Annotated in this window: 16 protein-coding genes; 7 read left to right on the top strand and 9 right to left on the bottom strand. The window is 54.3% G+C overall.

Annotated elements, in window-relative coordinates; genetic code table 11:
• Positions 1 to 9: 9 nt before the first annotated feature.
• From ACMAY6_RS05190 to ACMAY6_RS05170, 5 genes are all read right to left on the bottom strand, one after another.
• Positions 10 to 2,196 carry a molybdopterin-containing oxidoreductase family protein gene (locus tag ACMAY6_RS05190; RefSeq protein WP_435215039.1) on the bottom strand — a complete coding sequence of 729 codons (2,187 nt, stop codon included), beginning with the start codon at positions 2,194 to 2,196 and terminating at the stop codon, positions 10 to 12.
• A gap of 123 nt (positions 2,197 to 2,319) precedes the next feature.
• A complete protein-coding gene (locus ACMAY6_RS05185; protein WP_435215037.1) occupies positions 2,320 to 3,168 on the bottom strand; it encodes a sulfurtransferase in 849 nt (282 codons plus the stop codon).
• Positions 3,169 to 3,205: 37 nt separating this feature from the next.
• Positions 3,206 to 3,862: a class I SAM-dependent methyltransferase gene (locus ACMAY6_RS05180; protein ID WP_435215035.1), complete on the bottom strand. Its 657-nt coding sequence runs from the start codon at positions 3,860 to 3,862 to the stop codon at positions 3,206 to 3,208.
• A gap of 170 nt (positions 3,863 to 4,032) precedes the next feature.
• Positions 4,033 to 4,620, bottom strand: a complete 588-nt coding sequence (locus ACMAY6_RS05175; RefSeq protein WP_435215033.1) for a DUF2452 domain-containing protein — start codon at positions 4,618 to 4,620, stop codon at positions 4,033 to 4,035.
• A complete protein-coding gene (locus ACMAY6_RS05170; RefSeq protein ID WP_435215031.1) occupies positions 4,620 to 5,042 on the bottom strand; it encodes an acyl-CoA thioesterase in 423 nt (140 codons plus the stop codon). The genes ACMAY6_RS05175 and ACMAY6_RS05170 overlap by 1 nt, the downstream gene beginning before the upstream one ends.
• Before the next feature lie 331 nt (positions 5,043 to 5,373).
• Between ACMAY6_RS05170 and ACMAY6_RS05165 the strand changes: the two genes are divergently transcribed.
• Together ACMAY6_RS05165 and ACMAY6_RS05160 are read left to right on the top strand one after the other, a co-directional pair.
• Complete coding sequence (locus ACMAY6_RS05165; protein ID WP_435215030.1) at positions 5,374 to 5,913, top strand: retropepsin-like aspartic protease family protein; 540 nt, start codon at positions 5,374 to 5,376, stop codon at positions 5,911 to 5,913.
• A gap of 92 nt (positions 5,914 to 6,005) precedes the next feature.
• Complete coding sequence (locus ACMAY6_RS05160) at positions 6,006 to 6,443, top strand: c-type cytochrome (RefSeq protein ID WP_435215028.1); 438 nt, start codon at positions 6,006 to 6,008, stop codon at positions 6,441 to 6,443.
• A gap of 229 nt (positions 6,444 to 6,672) precedes the next feature.
• On the opposite strand, the gene ACMAY6_RS05155 is transcribed toward ACMAY6_RS05160, so the two are convergent.
• Complete coding sequence (locus tag ACMAY6_RS05155) at positions 6,673 to 7,983, bottom strand: sterol desaturase family protein (protein ID WP_435215026.1); 1,311 nt, start codon at positions 7,981 to 7,983, stop codon at positions 6,673 to 6,675.
• 249 nt (positions 7,984 to 8,232) lie between these two features.
• Between ACMAY6_RS05155 and ACMAY6_RS05150 the strand changes: the two genes are divergently transcribed.
• Positions 8,233 to 10,311: a penicillin acylase family protein gene (locus tag ACMAY6_RS05150; RefSeq protein ID WP_435215025.1), complete on the top strand. Its 2,079-nt coding sequence runs from the start codon at positions 8,233 to 8,235 to the stop codon at positions 10,309 to 10,311.
• An 82-nt stretch (positions 10,312 to 10,393) separates the two neighbouring features.
• Here ACMAY6_RS05150 and ACMAY6_RS05145 read toward each other — a convergent pair whose 3' ends face one another.
• Complete coding sequence (locus ACMAY6_RS05145) at positions 10,394 to 12,481, bottom strand: FAD-dependent oxidoreductase (protein ID WP_435215023.1); 2,088 nt, start codon at positions 12,479 to 12,481, stop codon at positions 10,394 to 10,396.
• A gap of 64 nt (positions 12,482 to 12,545) precedes the next feature.
• Between ACMAY6_RS05145 and ACMAY6_RS05140 the strand changes: the two genes are divergently transcribed.
• Positions 12,546 to 13,067, top strand: coding sequence for a DUF1993 family protein (locus ACMAY6_RS05140; protein WP_435215021.1), 522 nt, complete (start codon positions 12,546 to 12,548; stop codon positions 13,065 to 13,067).
• 40 nt (positions 13,068 to 13,107) lie between these two features.
• Here ACMAY6_RS05140 and ACMAY6_RS05135 read toward each other — a convergent pair whose 3' ends face one another.
• Complete coding sequence (locus ACMAY6_RS05135; protein WP_435215019.1) at positions 13,108 to 14,253, bottom strand: CaiB/BaiF CoA transferase family protein; 1,146 nt, start codon at positions 14,251 to 14,253, stop codon at positions 13,108 to 13,110.
• Between the two features lie 68 nt (positions 14,254 to 14,321).
• Positions 14,322 to 15,473, bottom strand: coding sequence for an acyl-CoA dehydrogenase family protein (locus ACMAY6_RS05130; RefSeq protein ID WP_435215018.1), 1,152 nt, complete (start codon positions 15,471 to 15,473; stop codon positions 14,322 to 14,324).
• Positions 15,474 to 15,957: 484 nt separating this feature from the next.
• On the opposite strand from ACMAY6_RS05130, the gene ACMAY6_RS05125 reads away from it, so the two are divergent.
• From ACMAY6_RS05125 to ACMAY6_RS05115, 3 genes are all read left to right on the top strand, one after another.
• Positions 15,958 to 17,532, top strand: coding sequence for an acetolactate synthase large subunit (locus ACMAY6_RS05125; protein ID WP_435215016.1), 1,575 nt, complete (start codon positions 15,958 to 15,960; stop codon positions 17,530 to 17,532).
• 346 nt (positions 17,533 to 17,878) lie between these two features.
• Positions 17,879 to 18,970: an efflux RND transporter periplasmic adaptor subunit gene (locus ACMAY6_RS05120; RefSeq protein WP_435215015.1), complete on the top strand. Its 1,092-nt coding sequence runs from the start codon at positions 17,879 to 17,881 to the stop codon at positions 18,968 to 18,970.
• Positions 18,963 to 22,058, top strand: a complete 3,096-nt coding sequence (locus tag ACMAY6_RS05115) for an efflux RND transporter permease subunit (protein WP_435215013.1) — start codon at positions 18,963 to 18,965, stop codon at positions 22,056 to 22,058. The genes ACMAY6_RS05120 and ACMAY6_RS05115 overlap by 8 nt, the downstream gene beginning before the upstream one ends.
• Positions 22,059 to 22,433: the final 375 nt, after the last annotated feature.

Below are 22,433 nucleotides of genomic sequence, written 5' to 3'. Positions count from 1 at the left end.
ACCATTTGATCAAATACCCGACCAGCTGTGGGGATTCACAGGCTCTGAAGATGGCACAACGTTTACAGGAATACCGGTTAAGTGCGCCATGCCCGAGAGCGGCTCCAAACCCTCAGGGCCATCAGATGCGAGAATATTGACGTTGGCCCCCCGCAGCTTGTTGGCGATATTGAGTCCTTGAGCATGCTGGTGCCCCCACCCATGAGGTACCGAGACCAAGCCCCGCTCCAAGGTTTGCAAAGCCGCTACGGGCAAGCGGATGCTCCCCGCTGCAGAAGTAATATCAACAGCGCTTCCAGCCGAAAGCTTTAAGCCTGCCAAATCGGCTGGGTTCATATAAGCCACATTCGTTTGTTCGTTATCGCCTCGCGTCAAAGAAGCCACATTCTGGGTCCAACTGTTGTGGGTATTGTGGCGTCGCTTTGAAATCAGTCTGAAGTCGCCCGGCGATGTGGTACCGCTAGCGGGTGTTGCCAACTCTGCCAACCGTGCCACAAAATCTGAAGGCGCCAGCTGTACTTTACCGTTTTCGGTGGTTACGCGTTTACCCAAAAAACTACCGGACTTGGTGCTAGCCACAGGATACCCGTCGGGATGGTCGAGTAGTTCCCGAAAACCGGGTGCCTTATTGTGTTTTAAAATACGATTAAGCAGCCAGCGCTGAGGGAAGCCCCAACCCCGCAACGTACCCAGCCAAGTGAGACCACTCAAAACGCTTTGAAGCAACTTGGAACCAAACAATCCCACTCCGCAGGCTGTCGCGAGTTGTGTGTAAATTGTGGCCTCGTCGCGGGTCTCGCCCGGAGGCGCCAATACCGCTTCGGTTGCCGCCAAATAGGGAATCGACTGCAAGCCTAAAAACAGTGGAAAAACGAAGGGCAAATCAGGTCTCTCTAACGGCGAAGTCGCCGGCAAGACGTAATCCGCCAAGCTGGCCGTCTCATTTAAATAAATATCGGTCACCACTAAAAGCTTCAATTTTGTGAAGGCAGAACGAAGGCGCTCGGCATTAGGCATTGTCATCAAAGGATTACCCCCGGTGACAAATAAGGTTGAGACCTGCTCTTTTCCCGGTGTTAGAATTTCATCGGCCAATATGCCACCGGGCATGGCACCGTTTAAACTGCGGAAGTTGCCAACCCTCGAGCGCGTATCTCGGGCAAACAACCCCTTGCGCTTGGCGTAGGCTGCAAAGTCGAAGATTCCCTCACCAATTAAATGACCGCCTTCCCGATCCAAGTTACCACTGAGGGCAATAATGACCTCAACCAACCACTGGGCGAGGGTGCCCTGCCCCCCCATACCCAACCCCGTACCCGTCGCGATGGCAGCACCTTGAGCACGACAAAATGCGCCAACAAGGTCTCTCAATTGGCCGGGGGCAATACCCGTTATTGTGGCTGTGCGTTCTGGGGCCCAATCTTTGGCAAGAGACTCGAGTTGTTCGATGCCATCAAAATACTGTACGTCCAGCGTTTTTTCCGGCGGGTACAGATCAACCAGCACGTGTAGGAAACTGAGTAGAAAATACACGTCCGTTCCGGGACGAATAGCCTGATACTCACCAGCCACTTTGGCGGTCTCAGTCTCTCGAGGGTCAACAACCACAACGCGACCGCCACGTTTTACGATGCTTTTAAGCCTCTTTACAGGATGGGCGACTTGCAAAAACGTCCATTTGGAAACAACTGGATTGGTCCCAAGAATCAGTAGAAATTCGAGCTTGTCTAAATCGGGAAAAGGCTGCGTGAATGGAAAGCCGTAGATTTCTTGGGCTGCAGCAAAACGATGTGCGCAATCCTGCGTTGCGGAACTGTAAACATTGCGCGAGCCAATGCCTTCCATAAAGCCCTGGGCAAAAATAGGGTGCAGTAAACTAAAACCTGCCGCTGTCCCTACGTACATACCAATCCGATGGGGGCTAACCTCGCGTTCTGCGCGCACAACAGCGCCAATTTCATGAAGCGCCGTCTGCCAACTCACCGGTTCATAACGATCACCCACGCGTTTGAGAGGTGTGGTTAAACGGTCAGGCGAGCTATACATCTCACCCTGAGCCAACCCCTTCATGCAGGCGAAGCCTAGGGTCCCATGGTGGCCTTTACGGGGTTCTATGCGCGCTACCGCACCGGCCTCGACAGATACCTCCAGTGCGCAGCTTGCCTCACAAATTCGACAGAAAGTTTGCTTCTTCAAAGACTCAACCTTCATCCAGCCATTACCCTAGACGGCGCTCCATATCTGCGACATGTTCAAGCGATTAAAAGCACCCAGAGGCCAAAGCCTACACCAAAATACAGCCACGCTGCTCAGCGAATTTCAGGGGCTCAAAACGCAGATGTTAGCATCGGGTTGGCTAGCCCACTCAGTCCAAGACCCGTCGTACACTCGAGCTGTGATACCCAGATGATACAGCGCCAAAGCCAACACGCAGGCCGTTACACCGCTACCGCAAGTCGTAATAATGCCCCGCTCAACAGACAGTGCGTCGCCAAAAATATTACGCAGCTGATCTTTTGACTTAAATCCACCGGTCGCTGAATCAATGAGCAGGTTAAACGGAATATTGACAGCACCGGGCATGTGCCCACTCGGGAGGTTCGGTCGGGGCTCGGATTCTGCGCCAGAAAAACGCCCGGCCGACCGCGCATCAAAAATAGTAACATCCTGCGCTTCAACGGCACGACCAACGTCGTGATGGGCCGCAAAAAGCGCGTCATTAAACACGGCAGAATAGGGCTCAGGTTGCAATTGAGAGGCCTCGCCGGGAGACGTGGGCAGGTTAGCGACTTCCCATGCCGGCAGCCCGCCCTCCATAATCGCGACCCGCTCGTGTCCAAACAAACGAAATAACCACCAAACACGGGCCGCAGTAAACAAACCCTGCGTGTCATAGATAACAATAAAGTCGGTGTTTTTTATGCCCATCGCCGACATGGCTTGGGCAAACTGTTCTGTCGTGGGACAGGTGTGAGGTAGTTCTGCAGCGGTATCTGCCACTTGTTCAATATCGAAGAATACGGCACCGGGAAGTGCTTTCTCCGCAAATTCAGCGCGGGCATCGCGCCCCGCGGCAGGCATGTGCCAAGAGCCATCAATAATGCTGATACCCGGCGCCTCAAAATTGGCTTGGACCCAGGGGACACTGACGAACGCGGGATTAGACATCGAAAACACCTCTGTTAAGTAGGTCGTATACAACCCGTTAAGTTCGGCAGCCAAGATACACTTTTACCCGCCGAAATTCTTGAGATTCATCGAGGTCGGGAAAAGTGTAACTACTATTGGCACTCAGTAGCTGATAGTTCTCAGCACTGAAATCCCGTACCCGTGAGTCGGCAACCAGCACTGAAGGCGCACGGTTAAGAAATACCTGTAGCCACGACAAATTCGCCCTATCGTAGAGAACGTCAGAGGCCAAGATAATATCGATCTCACCACTGTAGCTGTCTAATGACGAGGCATGCTCGAGCACCACACCGTTCAGCTCGGCATTACAGGTACAGGCAAGCAGCGCGAGTGGGTCGGTGTCGCAAACCACTACCGATCTCGCGCCCGCAATTGCGGCTGCCACTGCAACAACACCAGAGCCAGCGCCAAAATCTAGCACTCTGCGCCCTTTTACATAGTGGGGGTTATCCAAGATAAATCGGGCCAGAACCTGTCCAGATGCCCAACAAAACGCCCAATACATGGGAGTATTCATGATCTTAGCGACTGTATCGTTGTCCAGCAGATGCTGAGGGTAAGACTGTTGCAGCAGCGCGAGTCGTATTCCAGGGACCTCGGGGAGCGCAACGACCTCCAAATCAGCATTGGGTATTACTGCACTCAGCCGCCGACTTAATTCACTGCGCGTCATGGTGAATCCTATTGCGACCCCAAAGCCCCCAGCCTGTTGCGGCATTGACTTGAGTTCAAGACTTTTGTTTAAACGCCTAGGATATTTTGCGCCCCGCGCCGCTGATGACGTGGGCTACTCAGCGCAAATGGCGGGGGCAACTGGACAGCAAGCTGAGGATGAAACTCAGATTATTCAGCACGCAGCAATAGCGTTTTCAATTCACCGTTGCCCAACCATGCCTGCCCTGACTGGCCTGATAATCCGGACAGCAACAGCGATGTTTGCAGCGAAGATGACAGTGCAGTTGCCATCATGCGTTGCTGATATGGCAATTGCTGCTCATAAACAGGGAGGGCTGCCTCCAAGCTATCGGCGCCATCAATCCTCTCGACAAAACCGCGCAAATGCGCCTCCAGTGCATTTACCAGCTCAGCATCATGAGCAACTTCGGGGGCGAGATTGACATCCCAAGTCATATCCGTGCGCAGATCACATTGCGCAACCCAACGCCCGGCTAAACGCTCCCCCCATTCTTGAGGAGAAATGAGAGACAGACGCCAGCCGTCGTCCTGCCGATAGAGAAAATAGGTTTTCCCCGGCACGACCCTAAAATCAAAACGGGCAGACAGCACCAGCGTCGAAAGACAGAAGTCTCTAAGAATTGCCTCTCCAGACTTCTTATCAACGGACCAAGGCTGTAGCGCATTGAGCGAGTCGAGTATCGGCACCAGCCCTTTGCCCTGAGGATTACCTTCGGGAATAACCGGATGCGTCACTAAGCTAACTCAGGCTGCAGCGCAATAATGGCCGTGCGCAAAGCCGCAGGAATAGGACAGGGTTTGCGATCACTCTTATCGACAAAAACGCTGACAAAACTTCCTCGGGCCGCAACCTCACCCGTTCGGCGGTTTGTCATTTCCCACTCTGAGGTGAGACTGCTGTTACCTAGCTTTGTAAAAGCAACACCAACATCTACCCAGTCACCCGGTAAACATTCGCTAACAAAGTCGATGTTAGCGTTCACCGTAAACGTGAGTGTCGGCTGCTCATGAATCTTGTTGAAGTCCCAGCCCAGCTCCGCCCAAAAGTCTGCAGACACCTCATCGGCTAAGACCAGATAGGTCGCAAAATAAGCGTGGCCATTAGCATCTGTGTCTGCAAAGCGAACCTTTTGCTCTCCGACGTAGGGGTAGGACATAGTAAACCTCAGTTTTTTAATTGCTCAGTTGTTAACGACAACCTGAATCAGCTGAACGGCGCGCCCCGTCAACAAAGCCACTCAGTAATCGGCGGATTATGCAGGCCTCCCGCTTAGTCAACACAGGGAGGCGCTACGTTGTAGAATGCACCGAAAGCCGTAACACTGTCACCATACGGCCTAGGAGCGGAATTCGATCAGTAAGCCGCAGCACATTGACCCGAGTCCCCGGGACGCTCTTCATCCAGCACTGCGGGTCACCAAAGGGCCAATAAAATGGCCCATGTCGTCGCAAAAACCCTGTTGTTAACCATTGAAAAGGAGTCCCAGTTTGGGACAACAACCCTCCAAGTCCCCCGAAGAACCAGAGTCAACTCGAGGGCTAAGCCGCGGGATGTCTATTATTGCCTGGGTGCTCTTACTGGGCATGATGACTTCATTTTTTCAGGGGAAACTCGATGATCGAAGCAACCCTAATCGAACAGTCAATTCCACCCGAGGGGAAGATGGCCGCACCGAGGTGGTTCTGCAGCGAAACCGCATGGGGCACTACGTGGCCAACGGTACGATAAACGGGGTGGGCGTGACGTTTCTGTTGGACACAGGCGCTACTGGCGTAGCGATTTCGCCCGAGTTAGCCCAGCGCGCTGGTGCCCCGAGAGGCAAAGCCATTGTGACCCGAACAGCCAATGGCAATGCGCAAGGCTTCCTGACACAACTCAAGTCCGTACAACTGGGGGCGATTGAGCAAAACAATGTGCCGGCACAGATCGCACCAGGCCTCGCCACTGCCGAAGTTTTGCTGGGCATGTCATTTTTAAAGCATCTAGAAATGGTCCAGCAAGGCGATACCCTCACCCTTCGGCAATAGTGCCTAGGCCATGGGTTCTACTTCCCGCCAAAACCCTTTAATATTCGCCACCGCAAACTCTCTATCCCCGTCCTTTTGGAGCCCGTACTACGATGAATAGCAATTTCGCCATACTCCTGTTTATGCTCGTGATCTCCGGTTTGACCTGGACAGGCATGCAGAACAACGATCCCAGCTGGACTGGCAACAAAAACCAGTGCGTCGATGAGTGCTATGCCGACTGGAAGGCCGAAAACGGTGGCAGCATTGCTGATGTCGAGCGAGTGAAACAGGAAGCGCTTGCAGCAGCTTCCCCGGCCGCGTTAGGGGAAAAGTATTACGGCCAGTGCGTTGCTTGTCATGGCGGCAACGGCGAGGGCGGAATTGGGCCTCAACTGCAGGGGCAGCCAGGATCCGACATTGCAATGAAGTTGACCGCCTATCGCGGCGGTGAGCAACGCGGCGGTCAGTCGGCAATGATGTGGCCAGTCGCCAAGCCAATGGCAGATTCAGATATTGACAATCTCGCCGCTTACATTTCTTCGCTATAAAGCAAAGGGGGTAAGGGCGTCAACGACGGCCTTGCCGCCCCGCTCGGGCCCTCGAGTTACAAGCATGCAGTTCGCCGTCTCCGGCGATAAAGCGTGCCCTGCTTAGGGGCCGTTGTCTGAGCAAACCTCGCACCGCTGCGCCATCCCCTACTTCATACTTCGCGGCCAATTCGCAGCGCGGGCAGCAATGCCAACTGGGCTCGAAGGCGCAATGCTTATATTTTGGCCATCAAACCCTAGCCGTGTCGCGCCTAAACGCATCACCAAATTCCCAAGCTATGATCGCCAGGCTGATGCCGCACCACAGGTAACCAGCCAACAGCCAACCCACGCTAGGCATCACAACGACCAGCGCCACTGCAACCACTACTAAACGAGGCACATCCAGTAAACACAGCGTTGATAAGCGCCAACCCTGCAGCCACCCTGCCGTCACTACGCCCGTCCAAATTAACAATAGCCACCACATCCAGTAGCCTGCAGCAGAAAGGACTTCAAGTTGGCCCCAAAGTAATAAAGCCGTTGCAGCGGCCAACTGCAATCCGCCATAAACCCTTCGAGGCACAGACACTTCAGGGTCATAGCGTACGAACTCCTCAAGATCAGACTTTTGTCGGGGCCAAGTGCTACTAACGTCTGAGGGCTGCCAACCGGTTCGCGCCCACAGAACGCGAAATCGATCGCGCCAACTCGCGGTTCGACGCATGTCATCGAACATATCTCGGTAAATGTGGGTCAGAGCCACTAGCGGGTTCCAGCTTCGTATAGGCCCCCTGATACCATAAACGCAGGGCTCATTCGGCAATTCCCGTTGGTAAGTCCCAAAAAGGCGGTCCCAAATAATGAACACACCCCCATAATTACGGTCCAGATAGCAATCATTCTGCGCGTGATGCACCCGATGATTGGAGGGCGTTACAAATGCGCGCTCCATCAAACCCAGCTCAGGGATATGCTGTGTGTGCACCCAAAATTGATAAATGAGGTTAAGCGCTCCAACGGTAACCACCATCTCGGCGGGGATTCCTAGCAGGAACAATGGCACATAAAAGACCCACCCCAGTAAAAAGCCGGTACTAGTTTGGCGCAGAGCCGTCGATAGGTTGTAATCTTCGCTTTGATGGTGGGCGACATGTGCAGCCCAAAAAAACTGCCGTTCATGACCTATTCGGTGCTGCCAGTAGTAGCAAAGGTCGTAGAGCACGAACGCGATGATCCAGGCCCCAACCGAATCTACTGACCACTGCGTAATCGTCGTCTGTTTTGCCGCCCAAGCGTATGCAAATCCTCCCGCCCCCAAAACGACGAACTTTCTTGCCTGGCTCAGAATCCCCAGCATTAAACTGCTAAACGCATCGTTTAAGCGATAGGTATTCCGACCCCGAACGATGCCAAAAACAAGCTCAAACACCATCGCCAACAAGAAAAAGGGAACTGCGAGCTGAATAAGGTCCACTAGTAATGAGATTCCTAATAAATTGATTGCCAAGGCCCAGCGAACCGGGCGCGTATCGACGTCACTATAGAGCAAACCAGTCAAACGCGGCACCGCCTAACACTGGACCCAAAGATGGCCCTACATCACCTGAAGCTATCGCTGCCTTCACAGCAGCGAGCTTGAAAATCTAAGGGCAAACTTGGTCTAGCCCGTCAGAATTTTCGTAGCCATAATGACCAATTACTCTCTAACACACTGAACGCCGCAGCCTTTTTTATCGAGGCGCTGCTCGACCGCATTTTACCGCTGCAGTCTAAGCAGACAGACGAGCCCCCGAACCTCGGAGTCAACATGCCTAAGTTTTTTGCGCCAATCATTTTCTCCCTAGCCCTGTTGGGGCTCCCTGCCTCCGTGGCCGCTTGGGAAGCAACCATAGAACGAGACATCTGGGGCGTGCCGCACATCAAGGGCGCTACGGATGCCGATGCTGCCTATGGGCTGGGTTACGCAATGGCTGAGGATACCTGGAAAGTTATCGAAGCCATGATCCCCTACTATCGAGGTAATGCAGGGAGCTTTTTTGGTCCAGACGCCGCCAAGCAAGATTATGTGGTTCATTGGCTAGGCCTCTGGGACGATCTTGAGCTGCGCTACGAAAGTGATTTAAAGCCAGAAACCCGGGAGTACGTGGAGGCCTATGCTGCAGGCGTAACCCGCTACGCCAAAGAGCACCCAGAGGCGGTGTCACTCGATGTATTGCCGGTCACGGGCAAGGATGTCATTGCCGGTCACATGCTGCGACACCCGCTGTTCTATGGCTTCCAAAGCACAGTGACTGAGTTGTTAGGAGAGACTCGAGCCCGCCCCATTGCCACCGCCGGCAGCGTCACGCTAAATGAACAACCCATCGGCTCTAATGCAATCGCGGTAGGGCCCCAGCGAAGTGCTGATGGCTCGACCATGTTAGTGATTAATTCCCACCAACCGTTAACCGGACCAGTAGCCTGGTACGAGGCACACCTCCAATCTGAAACCGGCCTCAATGTGATGGGAGGCCTGTTTCCCGGCGCGCCCGCTATCGGCGTGGGCTTCACCCCTGAAACGGCTTGGGGAGCAACCGTTAACAAGCCGGATCTTGTCGATGTCTTCGTTTTAGACATTGATCCCGACGATGAGGACCGATACCGACTCGACGGGCAATGGCTGGAATTGGAACAGAAAAAGGTAAAAATCGAAGTTCTGATCTGGGGGTTTATACCCTGGTCAGTCACGGAAACCGTTTACCGATCGGTGCATGGTCCAGTGCTAAAAACCGCGCACGGTACCTATGCCGTGCGCTACTCAGGCATGGGCGAGTTAAAGCAAGTTGAGCAGTGGCGGGCCATGAACCGGGCCCGGAGCTTTGAAGCATGGCAAGACGCGATTGCCCTCAATCATATTCAAAGTTTCAATTTCGTTTATGCCGGACAGGGCGGGAACATCCACTTTATTCACAACGCTCAAATGCCCAAACGCGCCCCCGGCTGGGATTGGTCTCAATATTTGCCGGGAGATCGCTCGGATCTTATCTGGAAAAGCTATTACGACACGCGCATGATGCCGCAGGTCACCAATCCTGACTCCGGCTTCCTGCTCAGTACTAACCAATCGCCCTTCGCCATTACCGAAGCCGGTAGCAACCCGGATCCCGGTAGCGTCGCACCCAATGGCGGCTGGCAAACCCGTATGACCAATCGAGCCGTGCGCGGACTTTCACTGTTTGCGCGGCACAACACCGTCTCGGAACAACAGCTTTTAGACATAAAGCATGACCACACTTACGACGAAAACTATCGAGGAATGGGTTTTCTTCGAAAGGTGGCAACGCTGCAGCTCGTCGATCCGCAGTTGCAAGAAGCCCAACGTGTCCTCAAGGAGTGGGATCGTGCCACCAATAAAGGCAATCAAAACGCCCCTCTGGGGGTGTGCGTGCTAGCGGCAGAATGGCTGTCAGAAAGCGGCGGCACGGCGGTGCCTGACGCCAGAGCAACACTGCAAGACTGTGTCGAGAAAATTGTCGAAATGACCGGCCGAATGCGCCCTACTTGGGGCGAGGTAAACCGACATGGCCGCGGCGACACCCACTACGCTATGGCGGGCGGACCCGACACGCTACGTGCAGCCTACGCGGCGCCCAACGAAGATGATGCCACTTTCAATCGGGTCACCGGGGGTGATGGACTCTATTACCTCGTACGATGGGACGCCAATGGCGAACAAACCGTTCAAGGCACCCATCAATACGGCAATCATTTTGATGACCCTTTGGACCCGCACTTTCATGACCAAACAGAAGACTTCGCTAACGAAATAATCCACCAAGCCCTTTTTCGCAGTCGAGACAGAGCCGCGAAGGTAGAGCGGCGTTACACCATTTCTAGTGACTATTAGGCCTAATATTTAGGCCTAGAATTGATGCTTCAATGGCACCTATGCACTGCATACGCCCATGTGGGCCATCAGCTGCGGGCCGTCAAATCATTGCAGCACGCCAGCTGGCCTGATTGATTGCCTCTTTGGCATCAAGCTCCAGGGCTTCTTCAGCGCCACCGACAAGCTCAGAGGAAATATCCCGAGCTTGCAGTTCATCGTGCAGGGCGCGCAGAGGTTCCTGGCCCGCACAAATAATCACGGTGTCAACGTCAAGGGTCCGGGGTTGATTACCGATCAATAGGTGCAGACCCGCGTCGTCGATGCCCACGTACTCCACGCTGTTCAGCATGTTTACCCCGCGGCGCCCCAAAGTGAGACGGTGGGTCCACCCTGTGGTCTTGCCTAGCCCACGACCGACTTTTGTCTCCTTACGCTGCATCAGCCAGACCTCACGATCAGCTTTGGCAACAACAGGCTCTACACCAGTCACACCCCCTCGAGGATGGTTTTCAAAATCGACACCCCATTCCTTAGCAAACACGTCAATATCAAGAGCGGCAGAGGGACCCTCATGGGTAATTGTATCGGTCACGTCGAAGCCGATTCCCCCCGCGCCAATCACAGCCACTTTTTTACCAATAGGCCGAGTGCCATTAATCGCGTCGATATAGCCCATCACCATCGGGTGGTCGATACCGGGAATATCGGGTTGCCGCGGGATAATGCCCGTGGCGACCATCGTGTGGTCAAAATTACCCGCAGCAATGGTGTCAACATCGACACGAGTGTTTAGCCGCACATCAACACCTAATTTTTCGAGTTGTTTTTTGTAGTAGCGAATCGTTTCGTGGAACTCCTCTTTACCGGGCACCTGCTTCGCCAAATTAAACTGACCGCCCACTTCACCTGAGGCATCGAACAAGGTCACCCGGTGGCCACGTTCAGCCGCGACAGTGGCATAGGCAAGCCCCGCAGGCCCCGCACCCACAACTGCGACCGACTTGGGGTTATCGGTAGGGTTGTAGTTGAGCAGCGTTTCGTGACACGCCCTGGGATTGACTAAGCAGGAAGTGGTTTTGAAGTTAAACGTGTGGTCTAAACATGCTTGATTACAGGCGATACAGGTGTTGATTTCATCAGCGGCGCCAGCGTCGGCTTTACGCATAAATTGGCTGTCTGCCAACATGGGGCGCGCCATGGACACTAAATCGGCATCCTCTTGTGCCAGCACCGATTCGGCAACCTCGGGGGTATTGATGCGATTCGACGTAATCACAGGTATTGATACCTCATTGCGTACGCGATGAGTCACCCCCGTGAAGGCCGCGCGGGGCACCATGGTAGCAATGGTAGGCACCTGAGACTCGTGCCAGGTAAAGTGAGTCGAAATCATCGTAACGCCAGCGCTTTCGAGCTCCCGCGCCAGCTCAGCCACCTCGTCCCAACTCATGCCTCCTTGCAACATATCCATGGCCGCGATGCGAAAGATCACAATAAAATCATCGCCCACGGCCTCTCTAACCCGACGCACCACCTCTAAGGGGAAGCGCATGCGGTTGGTATAACTGCCGCCCCACTGATCGGTTCGTTGATTGGTTTTTTCAACTAAGAAAGTGGACAGAAGGTAGCCCGCCGAACCAATAATTTCGACGCCGTCGTAACCCGCCCGCTGAGCCAATTTAGCGCAATTAGCGTGATCGGCTATTTGCTTCTCAATGCCGGCTTCATCCAGCTCTAGCGGTGTGTAGGCGGCAATACGCGAGCGCACAGCCGAGGGGGCTACTAACTGATCGTTGTAGGCAAGGGGACCCATGTGCAAAATTTGCATGCAGATTTTGGCGTCGGGCGCGGCTTTGTGTACCGCATCGGTTACCCGCCGATGGCCCTGAGCCTCCTGGTCGTTATTGAGCTTTGAGGCAGAAAAAGCCGGGTTGCCCTGCTCGTCCTTTACAACAATGCCACCCTCTTCGTTAGGAGCAATGCCACCCGTAATGATCATGCCGATGCCACCGGCAGCTCGTTCAGCGTAAAAAGCCGCCATACGATCGAAACCGTCGGGCATTTCTTCTAGGCCGGTGTGCATCGACCCCATGATGCTGCGGTTCTTAAGCGTCGTAAAACCTAGATCTAATGGGGTAAAAAGACGAGGATAATGTGCGTGCCCGCCAAGTTCTGTTGCCGCTTCCATAGTATGCTCCGCCCTTAACTACGTTTAATACATGACTTCCCAGTTGATAACAGGAGATTTATCGATGTCAATCAGCCTATACGACGCCAGCGTTCTATCGTATCTACAAACGGTACGAGCTGTTTCAAAAACACTGACCCTTGCTGAAGACGCCGCCGCTGAAAATATCTTGGATTTAGACGCCACCTTAAACTTTCAGCTGAGAGACAACATGCTGCCTTTTTCTTTTCAGGTTATTTCAGTTTGGCACCATTCTATGGGTGCACTGAAGGGCATGCAGGCGGGTGTATTTGAGCCGCCACCAAAGGTCGCTGATGTCACCTGGTCAAAACTGCAAAGCCTGCTTACCGAAGCCGAAGACTATCTCGTCGCGCAAGAGCCCGAGGCGATTAATGCGCTCATGGGTAACGACATGGTTTTTCGCATTGGCAAACGCGAAATGCCCTTCACCACTGACGGTTTTCTCCTAAGCTTCTCCCTACCCAACGTCCATTTTCACGCCGCAACCACATACGCTATCTTGCGGCACCTTGGCGTCACCCTAGGTAAACTCGACTTCCTGGGTGAGATGCGTTTTCGCGGCTAATCTGCCCCATTGCCACTCGGCAGTAGGCGCTAAAACAAGCTCAGATTGCACCACTTTCACGAAGCTCCGCTTCATCGAGACCCAAGCCTTGAACAATCTCAGCTGTGTGCTCTCCCGGAATTGGACAGCTACCGACCGAAGGTTTGCTAACACTAAATCGGGGCGCTGGAGCTGGCTGTACCACATCGTCGCGAGTGATGAAGACTTCTCGTTCAACGTTGTGTGGGTGCGTAACTGCCTCGGTTAAATTAAGCACGGGAGCAAAACAAACATCCGTACCCTCTAGCAACGCGCACCACTCATCTCGGGTTTTTTCGCGAAATAACGCGGCCATGCGCTGCTTCCCTGCGGGCCACTGCGTTTTATCCCACTGATCTGCAAACAGCGGATCGTCCCCAAGCCCCAGCCGTGCGAGAAGGTCTGCATAAAACTGTGGTTCAAGGGGGCAAATCGTAATGTATTGGTCGTCTGAACAGGCGTAGGTGTCGTTCCATGGCGCGCCAAAATCTGCCCAGCCAGACCCGGGCTCATCGCTGATCTGACCGGTGTTGTGCATCATGCGCAGCAGTGACGAGATGTAGGCTGAGCCATCGGTAATTGCAGCATCGACCACTTGGCCTTGACCGGTTTTTTGCGCATGGAACAAGCCGCTGAGCAAACCAAAGATCAAGATCATGGTGCCTCCGCCAATGTCACCAACCAGCGTTAACGGAGCCGAGGGCACGCGATCTGTGCTGCCGCCCGGCCACAACGCACCGCTAAGGGCAATATAGTTGGGGTCATGCCCTGCTGCGTGGGCCAATGGCCCGCTTTGGCCCCAGCCGGTCATGCGACCAAAGACCAACCGGGGATTGCGCGCTAAGCAAACATCAGGGCCGAGCCCCAATCGCTCCATAACACCCGGACGAAATCCCTCGATCAACAAATCGCTGTCAGCCACCAGTTTAAGCACCAACTCAACCCCTGCAGGATTTTTAAGGTCAACAGCTACTGAACGTTTGCCGCGGTTATAAAACGTATGCGCCGCCATTTGTTGACTGGTTGGCGCAGCATTGGCATTGGGAGATCGTCGCTCGATTACGGTAACTTCAGCGCCCATATCAGCCAGCATCATCCCCGCACAGGGACCGGGGCCAATGCCCGCCAATTCAACAACTTTGACACCCGCGAGTGGTCCTTGGGACATTGAAAACTCCTAATCTTTTTAGAGGGTTTGTTTCGCCGAAATCTGAGCTATTTTTGACCCGTGCGGCGCTAAGCTGCCAACAAATCACGACCAATAATAAGCTTCATAATTTCGCTGGTGCCGCCGTAAATGCGCTGTACTCGGGCATCGGCATACGCCCTGGCGATGGGGTATTCGGTCATATAGCCATAGCCGCCATGCATCTGCACGCAATCGTCTACCACCTTACACTGCAATTCCGTCGCGAGCAGTTTTGCCTTGGAGGCATCGACTGCACTGAGGGCTTTACTCAAGTGTAATTCAGCGCAGCGATCGACGAACGTGCGCATCGCCGTCACCTCGGCATCGAGCTGAGCCAACTGAAACTGGGTGTGTTGGAAATCAGCAATGCGTTTACCGAACGCCGAGCGCTCTTTGACGTAGGCTACGGTCATCGTCAAAGCCGCTTCAGTTGCCGCTACCGCAGAGGCGGCAATTGTCAATCGCTCTTGGGGCAGCTCCTGCATAAGGTACATAAACCCCATGCCCTCTTCCCCAAGCAAATTCTCCTTTGGCACCTTCACATCATTGAAAAACAACTCCGACGTATCTGCCGCTTTCTGCCCGACTTTGTCTAAATTGCGGCCGCGTTCGAAGCCGGGCATGCCGCGCTCAACCATTAACAGGCTGAAGGCCTTTGCACCGGCATCAGGTGCGTCATTCGTGCGACAAACCACAATCACAACATCGGCCTGCTGCCCGCTGCTGATAAAAGTTTTGGCACCATTGAGAACATAATGATCGCCGCAATCGACGGCGGATGTGCGAATACCCTGCAAGTCTGAACCGGTACCGGGCTCAGTCATCGCAATAGCCGTGACAATTTCTCCAGAAATACATTTGGGCAAAAATTTCTGCTTTTGCGCTTCGTTTCCTACGTTCTCGATGTAGGGCACCACAATATCTGAGTGCAAAATAAAACCGACACCCGCCATGCCCAGGTCAGACAGCTCTTCACCCACAATGACGTTGTAGCGGTAGTCTGCACCGGCGCCACCGTAAGCTTCAGAAACGGTAGGGCATAAATAGCCCTGAGCCCCCGCCTTCGTCCACAGGCTTCGATCTATTTCCCCGTCCTTCTCCCACTGGTCGTAATGGGGAACCGCCTCTGCCTCTAGAAATCGGCGAAAAGACTCACGGAATTGCTCGTGCTCGGAATCAAATAATGTTCTTGGAATCATGATGAGGCCCTTGCCTGTTCGTTTTAAAGTACACCGCTTAATCAATGTTAATCGTTTTGCCGCCGGCACAGAGAAAGCACGTCCAAGCTTATGTACCCGGGATCTGAGCCGTTATTGGGGCCTTAGCGGCTGCCGGCACCTTAACGGTTGTAAGTAGCGCTCCAACAAAACGCAGCGCCCTGCGACAAAGCCCGCGCCCAAAAAACGCAACCGTAGTTGGTGTTTCAGCCACGCCTGACGCGCGCGTCAAGCTAACTGCAGGCCATGCCCACTTGAGGGACCTAACACTCGATGAACCGCAGACAGTGCCCCGGAAACCACAAACCAAGCTTAAGGTTTCTTTAGCGTAGAAAAACATACGCGAAGTTCAAATTAAACCACAACGCCAGTAAATTCAATGACAACAACAGAAATCACCTGTGCCCCACCCAAAAGCACAAGATGCTAATATGCCGCGCTTCCTACCAACATAGAGAGAAACGCAGTGACAGGTGCAGATGTATTGATTAAAGCGTTGGCGGACGCGGGTGTGGAAGTCTGTTTTGCGAATCCCGGCACCTCGGAAATGCAGCTCGTCGCCGCTATTGACGGCGAACCCCGAATGCGGGCTATCCTTGGTTTATTCGAGGGTGTTGTTACCGGCGCCGCAGATGGCTACGGCAGAATGGCAGACAAACCGGCGCTAACGCTGCTACACCTTGGCCCAGGATTCGGTAACGGCTCTGCAAACCTGCACAATGCCCGTCGCGCCCAGTCTCCAGTGATTAATATGATTGGCGACCACGCAACCTATCACCGAAAATTCGACGCACCACTCACATCCGATATTGAAGGCTTTGCCTCTCCCGTCTCCGATTGGATTGGGCACTCTGAAAGCCCCGAGCAACTCGCCGAAATTGGTGTCGCAGCCTTGGAGGCCGCCCAAGTTTACCCGGGGCAAATTGCCAGTTTCATCGCACCCGCTGATCATGCTTGGTCAGAAACCTCCGCAGCCGCTCCAAAAGCTAAAGCGCTCACGACACCCCGCGTTACTGACGACACCATCGCGATAACGGCCCAAGCACTTCGCCAAGGGGATACAAGCGCCCTATTTTTGGGTGGCCGAGCCCTGCGAGCTGATGCCTTGTGGCAGGCTGGCAGAATCGCTGCGGCTACCGGCGCTCGCCTTATTAGCGAAACATTTTGCGCACGCATTCAGCGAGGGGCTGGCCGTGTTCCCGTTGAGCGATTACCGTATTTTGGCGAACAGGCCGCCGAGTTTCTCCAAGATATGGAGACCCTTGTTGTGGTGGGGTCTAAAGCGCCCGTCTCATTTTTTGCCTACCCTGATAAGCCCAGTTATCTGCCAGCCGAAACAGCTGATGTCCTAACACTGGCCGACGTGCGCCACGATGCACTGGATGCTCTCACACGGCTAGCGGATGCCCTCGATGCACCGGAATCACCGGCCGTGTTACAGGCAGCCACCACCCATGCGCTGGAACCCGGGCCCATGAACATGTTGGAGCTGGGTAAAGTCATCGCCAACCACCTTCCCGAAAACGCAATCGTTTCAGATGAAGGGGCCACCAATGGCATGGGTGCCTTTGCTTACACCGGTTATTCGGCTCCCCACGAGTGGCTCATGCTAACCGGAGGTGCTATCGGCCAAGGGCTGCCCTTAGCCCTGGGAGCAGCAGTAGCCTGCCCTGATCAAAAAGTTATCGCCCTGCAAGCAGACGGTGGCGCTATGTACACCGTGCAATCACTTTGGACCATGGTTCGGGAAAACCTTGACGTCACCGTGGTCCTTCTCAACAACAGCTCTTATGCCATCCTCAATATTGAAATGGAGCGTGTCGGTGTAGTGAATCCTTCTGACAAAGCACGGTCTTTACTGGACTTGAGCAATCCCACTATCGACTGGGTACATATTGCCCAAGGCATGGGAATGTCCGCTAGCCGCGCAGAGAGCGTGGCTGACTTTGATCAGCAGTTTGCTGATGCAATGCAACAACAGGGTCCGCGCCTGATTGAGGTTATCTTACCCGGTTACATGTTTTCCAATCCCCAAGGCTGACTCGAAGCTAACCCAAAGGTGTGGAAGGTTCCTCGGCCACTAAGCCGGTGGCCACTCACCTTGTTACTCGCTAAACGTCTTAGGACACACAGTCTTTCAAAGAGCCCTTGAGCCCAACTATCTTGCTGGGTCGATAGGCAATAGAGTCTCCGGCGTCACCGGTCCTATGATGACTCGGTGGTACTATGTCGTCATGACAACATGCATCCTAAGGGTAAGACTTCGCGTATACCTAAAGGTCATCCAAGGCTGCCCACTTATGGCTTCCAGCATTCCTAACTTAGTCTTACATCCGCGCACCAACCGCAGACGTGGTGGTGCATCGGTGCTGTGCTTGGCTGGCTTAATGACGCTAGCAACCGCAGGCTGCAGCGGTGGCGATAAAAGCAGCACCAACGGAGCCATGGATTTTCGTCAGCGCAGCGGCGCCACCAACGTCGTGACCCAAGCTATCGTTGAGCAGCCACTGGTCGAGACCATTCAGGCTGTTGGTACTGCCAGAGCCCTGCAAAGCGTCGTTTTGTATCCCGAGGCTGCGGGCATCGTGCGCCGGGTGCAGCTCAGTGCCAATACTTGGGTCAATGTTGGCGACACGCTCCTTGAACTGGACACCCGTGATGAGCGGTTAGCCGTTGAACTTGCCGAAGTGCAGTTGGCCGACGCCGAGCGCTTAGTTAGGCGTTACAAGCAGGTCAACCTTGAAAATACCAACCTCCCGGAAAGCCAAATTGACGCGGCAATCGCGACGGCTGACACCGCGCGCATTACGTTAGATCAAGCTCAAGTCACCCTAGATCGGCGGTTCATTCGAGCGCCCTTTGCCGGGGTTGTGGGCATCACTGAAATAGATGCTGGCGACCGTATCGATACGAGCACCCAAGTCACTACTCTTGACGACCGCAGCCAGCTGCTAGTGAATTTCGCAGTTCCAGAGGTTTACGTGGGAAAGATTTTGCCCGGCACCTCGGTTGAAGTGCGACTGTGGGATGGAGCCGATCAACCAATCCCCGGAGAGGTCATTGCCGTCGACTCACGAATAGACCCCACCTCAAGAGCGTTTGTTGCAAGAGCCGCCATCGACAATACGTCTGATCAGTATCGCCCGGGGATGGCATTTGAAATTAGCGTTCGCGCTGAACGTGGCACATTTAAAGCAGTCCCCGATGTTGCCGTACAGTGGGGAGCAGACGGTGCCTATATTTGGACATCCGTAGACGGTAAGGCGGTGCGGCGCGATGTCCAACTGGTGAAACGATTAGCGGGTGAAATACTCATTGAGGTAGATGCCCCTCTAGGCACTCGTGTTGTCACTGAGGGGGTTCAAGCCGTCCGCGCGGGCGCGGCGCTTAAGGACCTCAACCCAATAAGCAGCGGTCAAGACACTTCCAGAACCGCGGCAGAACTCCGCTCAGATTCGGATGCCCCCAACAATGGGTGATCGATTAGGCAGTGCATTGAGCGGCGGCCTTCCCGAACTCGGCGTCAAACGCCCTCTATTAACACTTGTGCTCAATTTACTGATCGCTATAGCGGGTATCGCCGCGCTGATGGCCATTGAGGTGCGGGAGCTACCCGATGTCGATAGGCCATTGGTGATGGTCAGAGCACAGCTCCCCGGGGCATCGCCGGAGACAATGGATACCGAGGTAACTCGACTCCTCGAAGGCGCTGTGGCGCGGGTTACCGGCGTTCAGGAAATAAATTCTTCCAGCGAAGAAAATAATACACGGATCTGGGTCGAGTTTCGCCCGGGTACTAGCGTCGACAAAGCCGCATCGGACGTGCGAGAGGCGGTGAGTCGTATTGAACGCGACCTTCCCGACGCCATTGAGGCCGTATCAGTTTTCAAAGCCGATCAACAAGGCGATGAAATACTCCGAATAGCGGTCAAGGCTGACAATCTTAGGGAGGAAGCCCTGGCAAGACGTATCGAGCAAGACATTGTGCCGCGCTTTATATCCCTTCCCGGAGTTGCCGATGTGCCCTTGTTCGGAGCTCGCGAACGGGTCCTACGAGTTATCCTCGATCCTCTAAGGCTTACGAGCTACGGACTCACGGTGACCGATGTGGCCAGCGTGCTTCGAGGTGCGCCACTAGACGTCCCCGCAGGCAGCTTCAGAGCCGGGGAACAGCAGCTTCTAGTGCGCGCTGATGCCGCCGTGACCCAGGAACAAGATATCGAGTCTTTGGTCATACGAGACGGAATTCGAGTGAGCGACGTCGCCCGGGTGACCTTCTCACCTGCAGATGCCAACAGCATTGTGCGCTTAAACGGAGAGCGGGTTGTCGGCATTGGTATCGTTAGACAAGCTGGCTCTAACACCATCGAAATCTCAGACGGCGTAAGAACCGCTATTGATAGAATCAATGCCGACTCTGGCGAACTGACGCTGTCGATCATTTCTGACAACGCCGTCTTTATTCGAGGTGCAGTAAAAGAGGTGCTGTTCACGCTGGGCATCGCCGTGCTAGTGGTGATTGCTACCATTAGGCTTTTTTCAGGCTCGATGCGGCTCACATTAATTCCCGCCATCGCTATCCCCATCTCGTTGCTGGGCACTATGGCGGCCTGCTGGCTTCTTGGCTTTTCCATCAACATTCTCACCCTCTTGGCGCTGGTGCTGGCCACGGGGCTGATCGTTGACGATGCCATTGTTGTGCTTGAGAGCGTACAGCGACGGCGCGCAGCAGGTGACCCGTCAAGCGTTGCCGCAGTGATCGGAACCCGACGGGTTTTCTTTGCCGTCATCGCGACCACCGCTGTACTCGTTGCCGTATTTATTCCGATTGCCTTTTTACCCGGGACAGCGGGTCGCTTGTTTCGAGAATTTGGGCTGCTTTTGGCCATTGCAGTCGCCGTTTCATCTTTTGTCGCTTTGAGCCTTGTGCCCGCTGCAATGGCGAGACTCGCCACGCACAACCCGCGCACACGCCGTGCCGACGCCCTAGGCGAGGTCCTGAGTCGCTTCTACCAGCGAAGCCTAAACCATGTGCTGCGCTGGCCAATCTTTGCCCTTTTAGTTTGCGTGGCGGCCGCCAGTGCCGCTGGCGCATTGTATTGGCAGCTGGACCGCGAGCTGCTGCCCCCAGAGGACCGAGGCACTCTCAATATATTTTCAAGGGGGCCCGATGGCGTTGGCCTTGCTTACGTTGAGCGTCAGGGTGATCGACTAGAAAATATTTTGGTGCCTCTCATTGATAACGGTGAAATCGAAAGCCTCTACACCGTTATCGGCCGGTGGGATCCCAACATTGTGTTTATTAATGCGCGGTTGGTACCTTGGGATCAACGAGACCGTTCTCAGCAAGAAATTGCCGCAGAGCTCAAGCCCTTGTTCGCCAGTATTCCGGGTATGACCACACGAATTTTCAGCGGCAACTCGCTAAACATACGCGGCGCTTCTTCTGGAGGCATTAGCCTGGCGCTACTGGGTACCGACTACGACAGTTTGTTTGCCGCGGCAAGAACCTACAGCGATGCCATTCGCCAGCAACTGGATAGTGTCAGCAGGCCACGATTGAGCTACGACCCATCCCAGCCGCAATTGTCGGTGCAAATAGACCGCGAACGCGCTTCTGACCTTAATGTTTCACTCGACGATGTTGCCCAAACCCTGCGGGTTATGGTCGATGGCTTCCGAGTGGTTGACCTTAACGTTGATGATCAGACAGTGCCCATTGTTCTAGAAGCCGGCGCGGATAAAATCAACGACCCCAGCGATTTGGTCAACCTGTACATTCGCACCGCCAGTAACGCGGTGGTCCCGTTGTCGAGTGTAGTGACCCTCGCCGAACGCGGTGTCGCCGGTCAGCTAGACAGACGCGTGCAACGACGAGCGATTGAGCTAGACGTTGAAGTTCAACCTGGGGTTGCACTCCAAACCGCCATTGACGACCTCATGGCGCTATCGCAAGAAGTTTTACCGGCAGATATATCGGTTATTACTCGAGGAGAAGCTGCTGCCCTCGATGAGGCAACCCAAGATACCTTAATGAGTTATGGCTTCGCGCTGTTAGTCGTATTTTTGGTACTCATTGCCCAGTTTGAAAGTGTGACATCGGCTGTCGTCATCATGACCATCGTGCCCTTCGGGCTCGCCGCCGCTATTTTTGCGCTGTTTATGACGGGCACCTCGCTCAACATATATTCTCAAGTTGGGTTAGTAATGCTTATTGGCTTGATCGCAAAAAACGGCATTTTACTGGTCGAGTTCGCTGACCAGTTGCGAGATGAGGGGCTCTCCGTGCGTGAAGCGATCGCAGAAGCCGCCCACACCCGGTTACGCCCTATCGCCATGACGCTGGTCTCAACGATTGTGGGGGCTGTGCCCCTGATATTAGCCTCAGGACCCGGCTCTGAGGCCCGCGAAGCCGTGGGCTGGGTGGTCTTTGGTGGACTGGGCCTAGCCGCGATTTTCACCCTCTACCTGACACCGGTGGTGTACTTAGGGATTGCACGACTCGCAAAGCCTCGGGGCACCGCAAAAAAGCGTTTGGAATCGGAGCTGGCCAGTTTAAACAGCTAGCGGCCACACTGACGCCGCTCTCACAACAACTATAAGACACCGATACAGCGCACCGGTAAACGCTCTCCGACTCATAATCGATTGGTCGTAGGTTCAAGTCCTACTGGGCCCACCACCCTCATTCAAATCGCAGCAGACACAACTGCCCTACCCCCGCAGTTATATTTTCTGTACTTCACACTGACTTTATATCGACATTACCTCACGTCGCTGTAAACGCTGCGAAGTAAAATTGTTTTAACAGCCCAGCGCGGACCAATGCCGTTATGCCTTTTATAACCGGGGTAAACCCAGTGATCGTACTGATAAAAACATGCGTTCTGCCGAAGCGAGACCAAGTTATTTTCAGCCACTGACAGTTGCAATAGATGATTC

It is taken from the genome of Luminiphilus sp. nBUS_16 (genome assembly GCF_051201645.1).
In the GTDB taxonomy this organism is placed as follows: Bacteria; Pseudomonadota; Gammaproteobacteria; order Pseudomonadales; family Halieaceae; genus Luminiphilus.
This window is presented reverse-complemented; position numbering and strand designations above follow the sequence as displayed.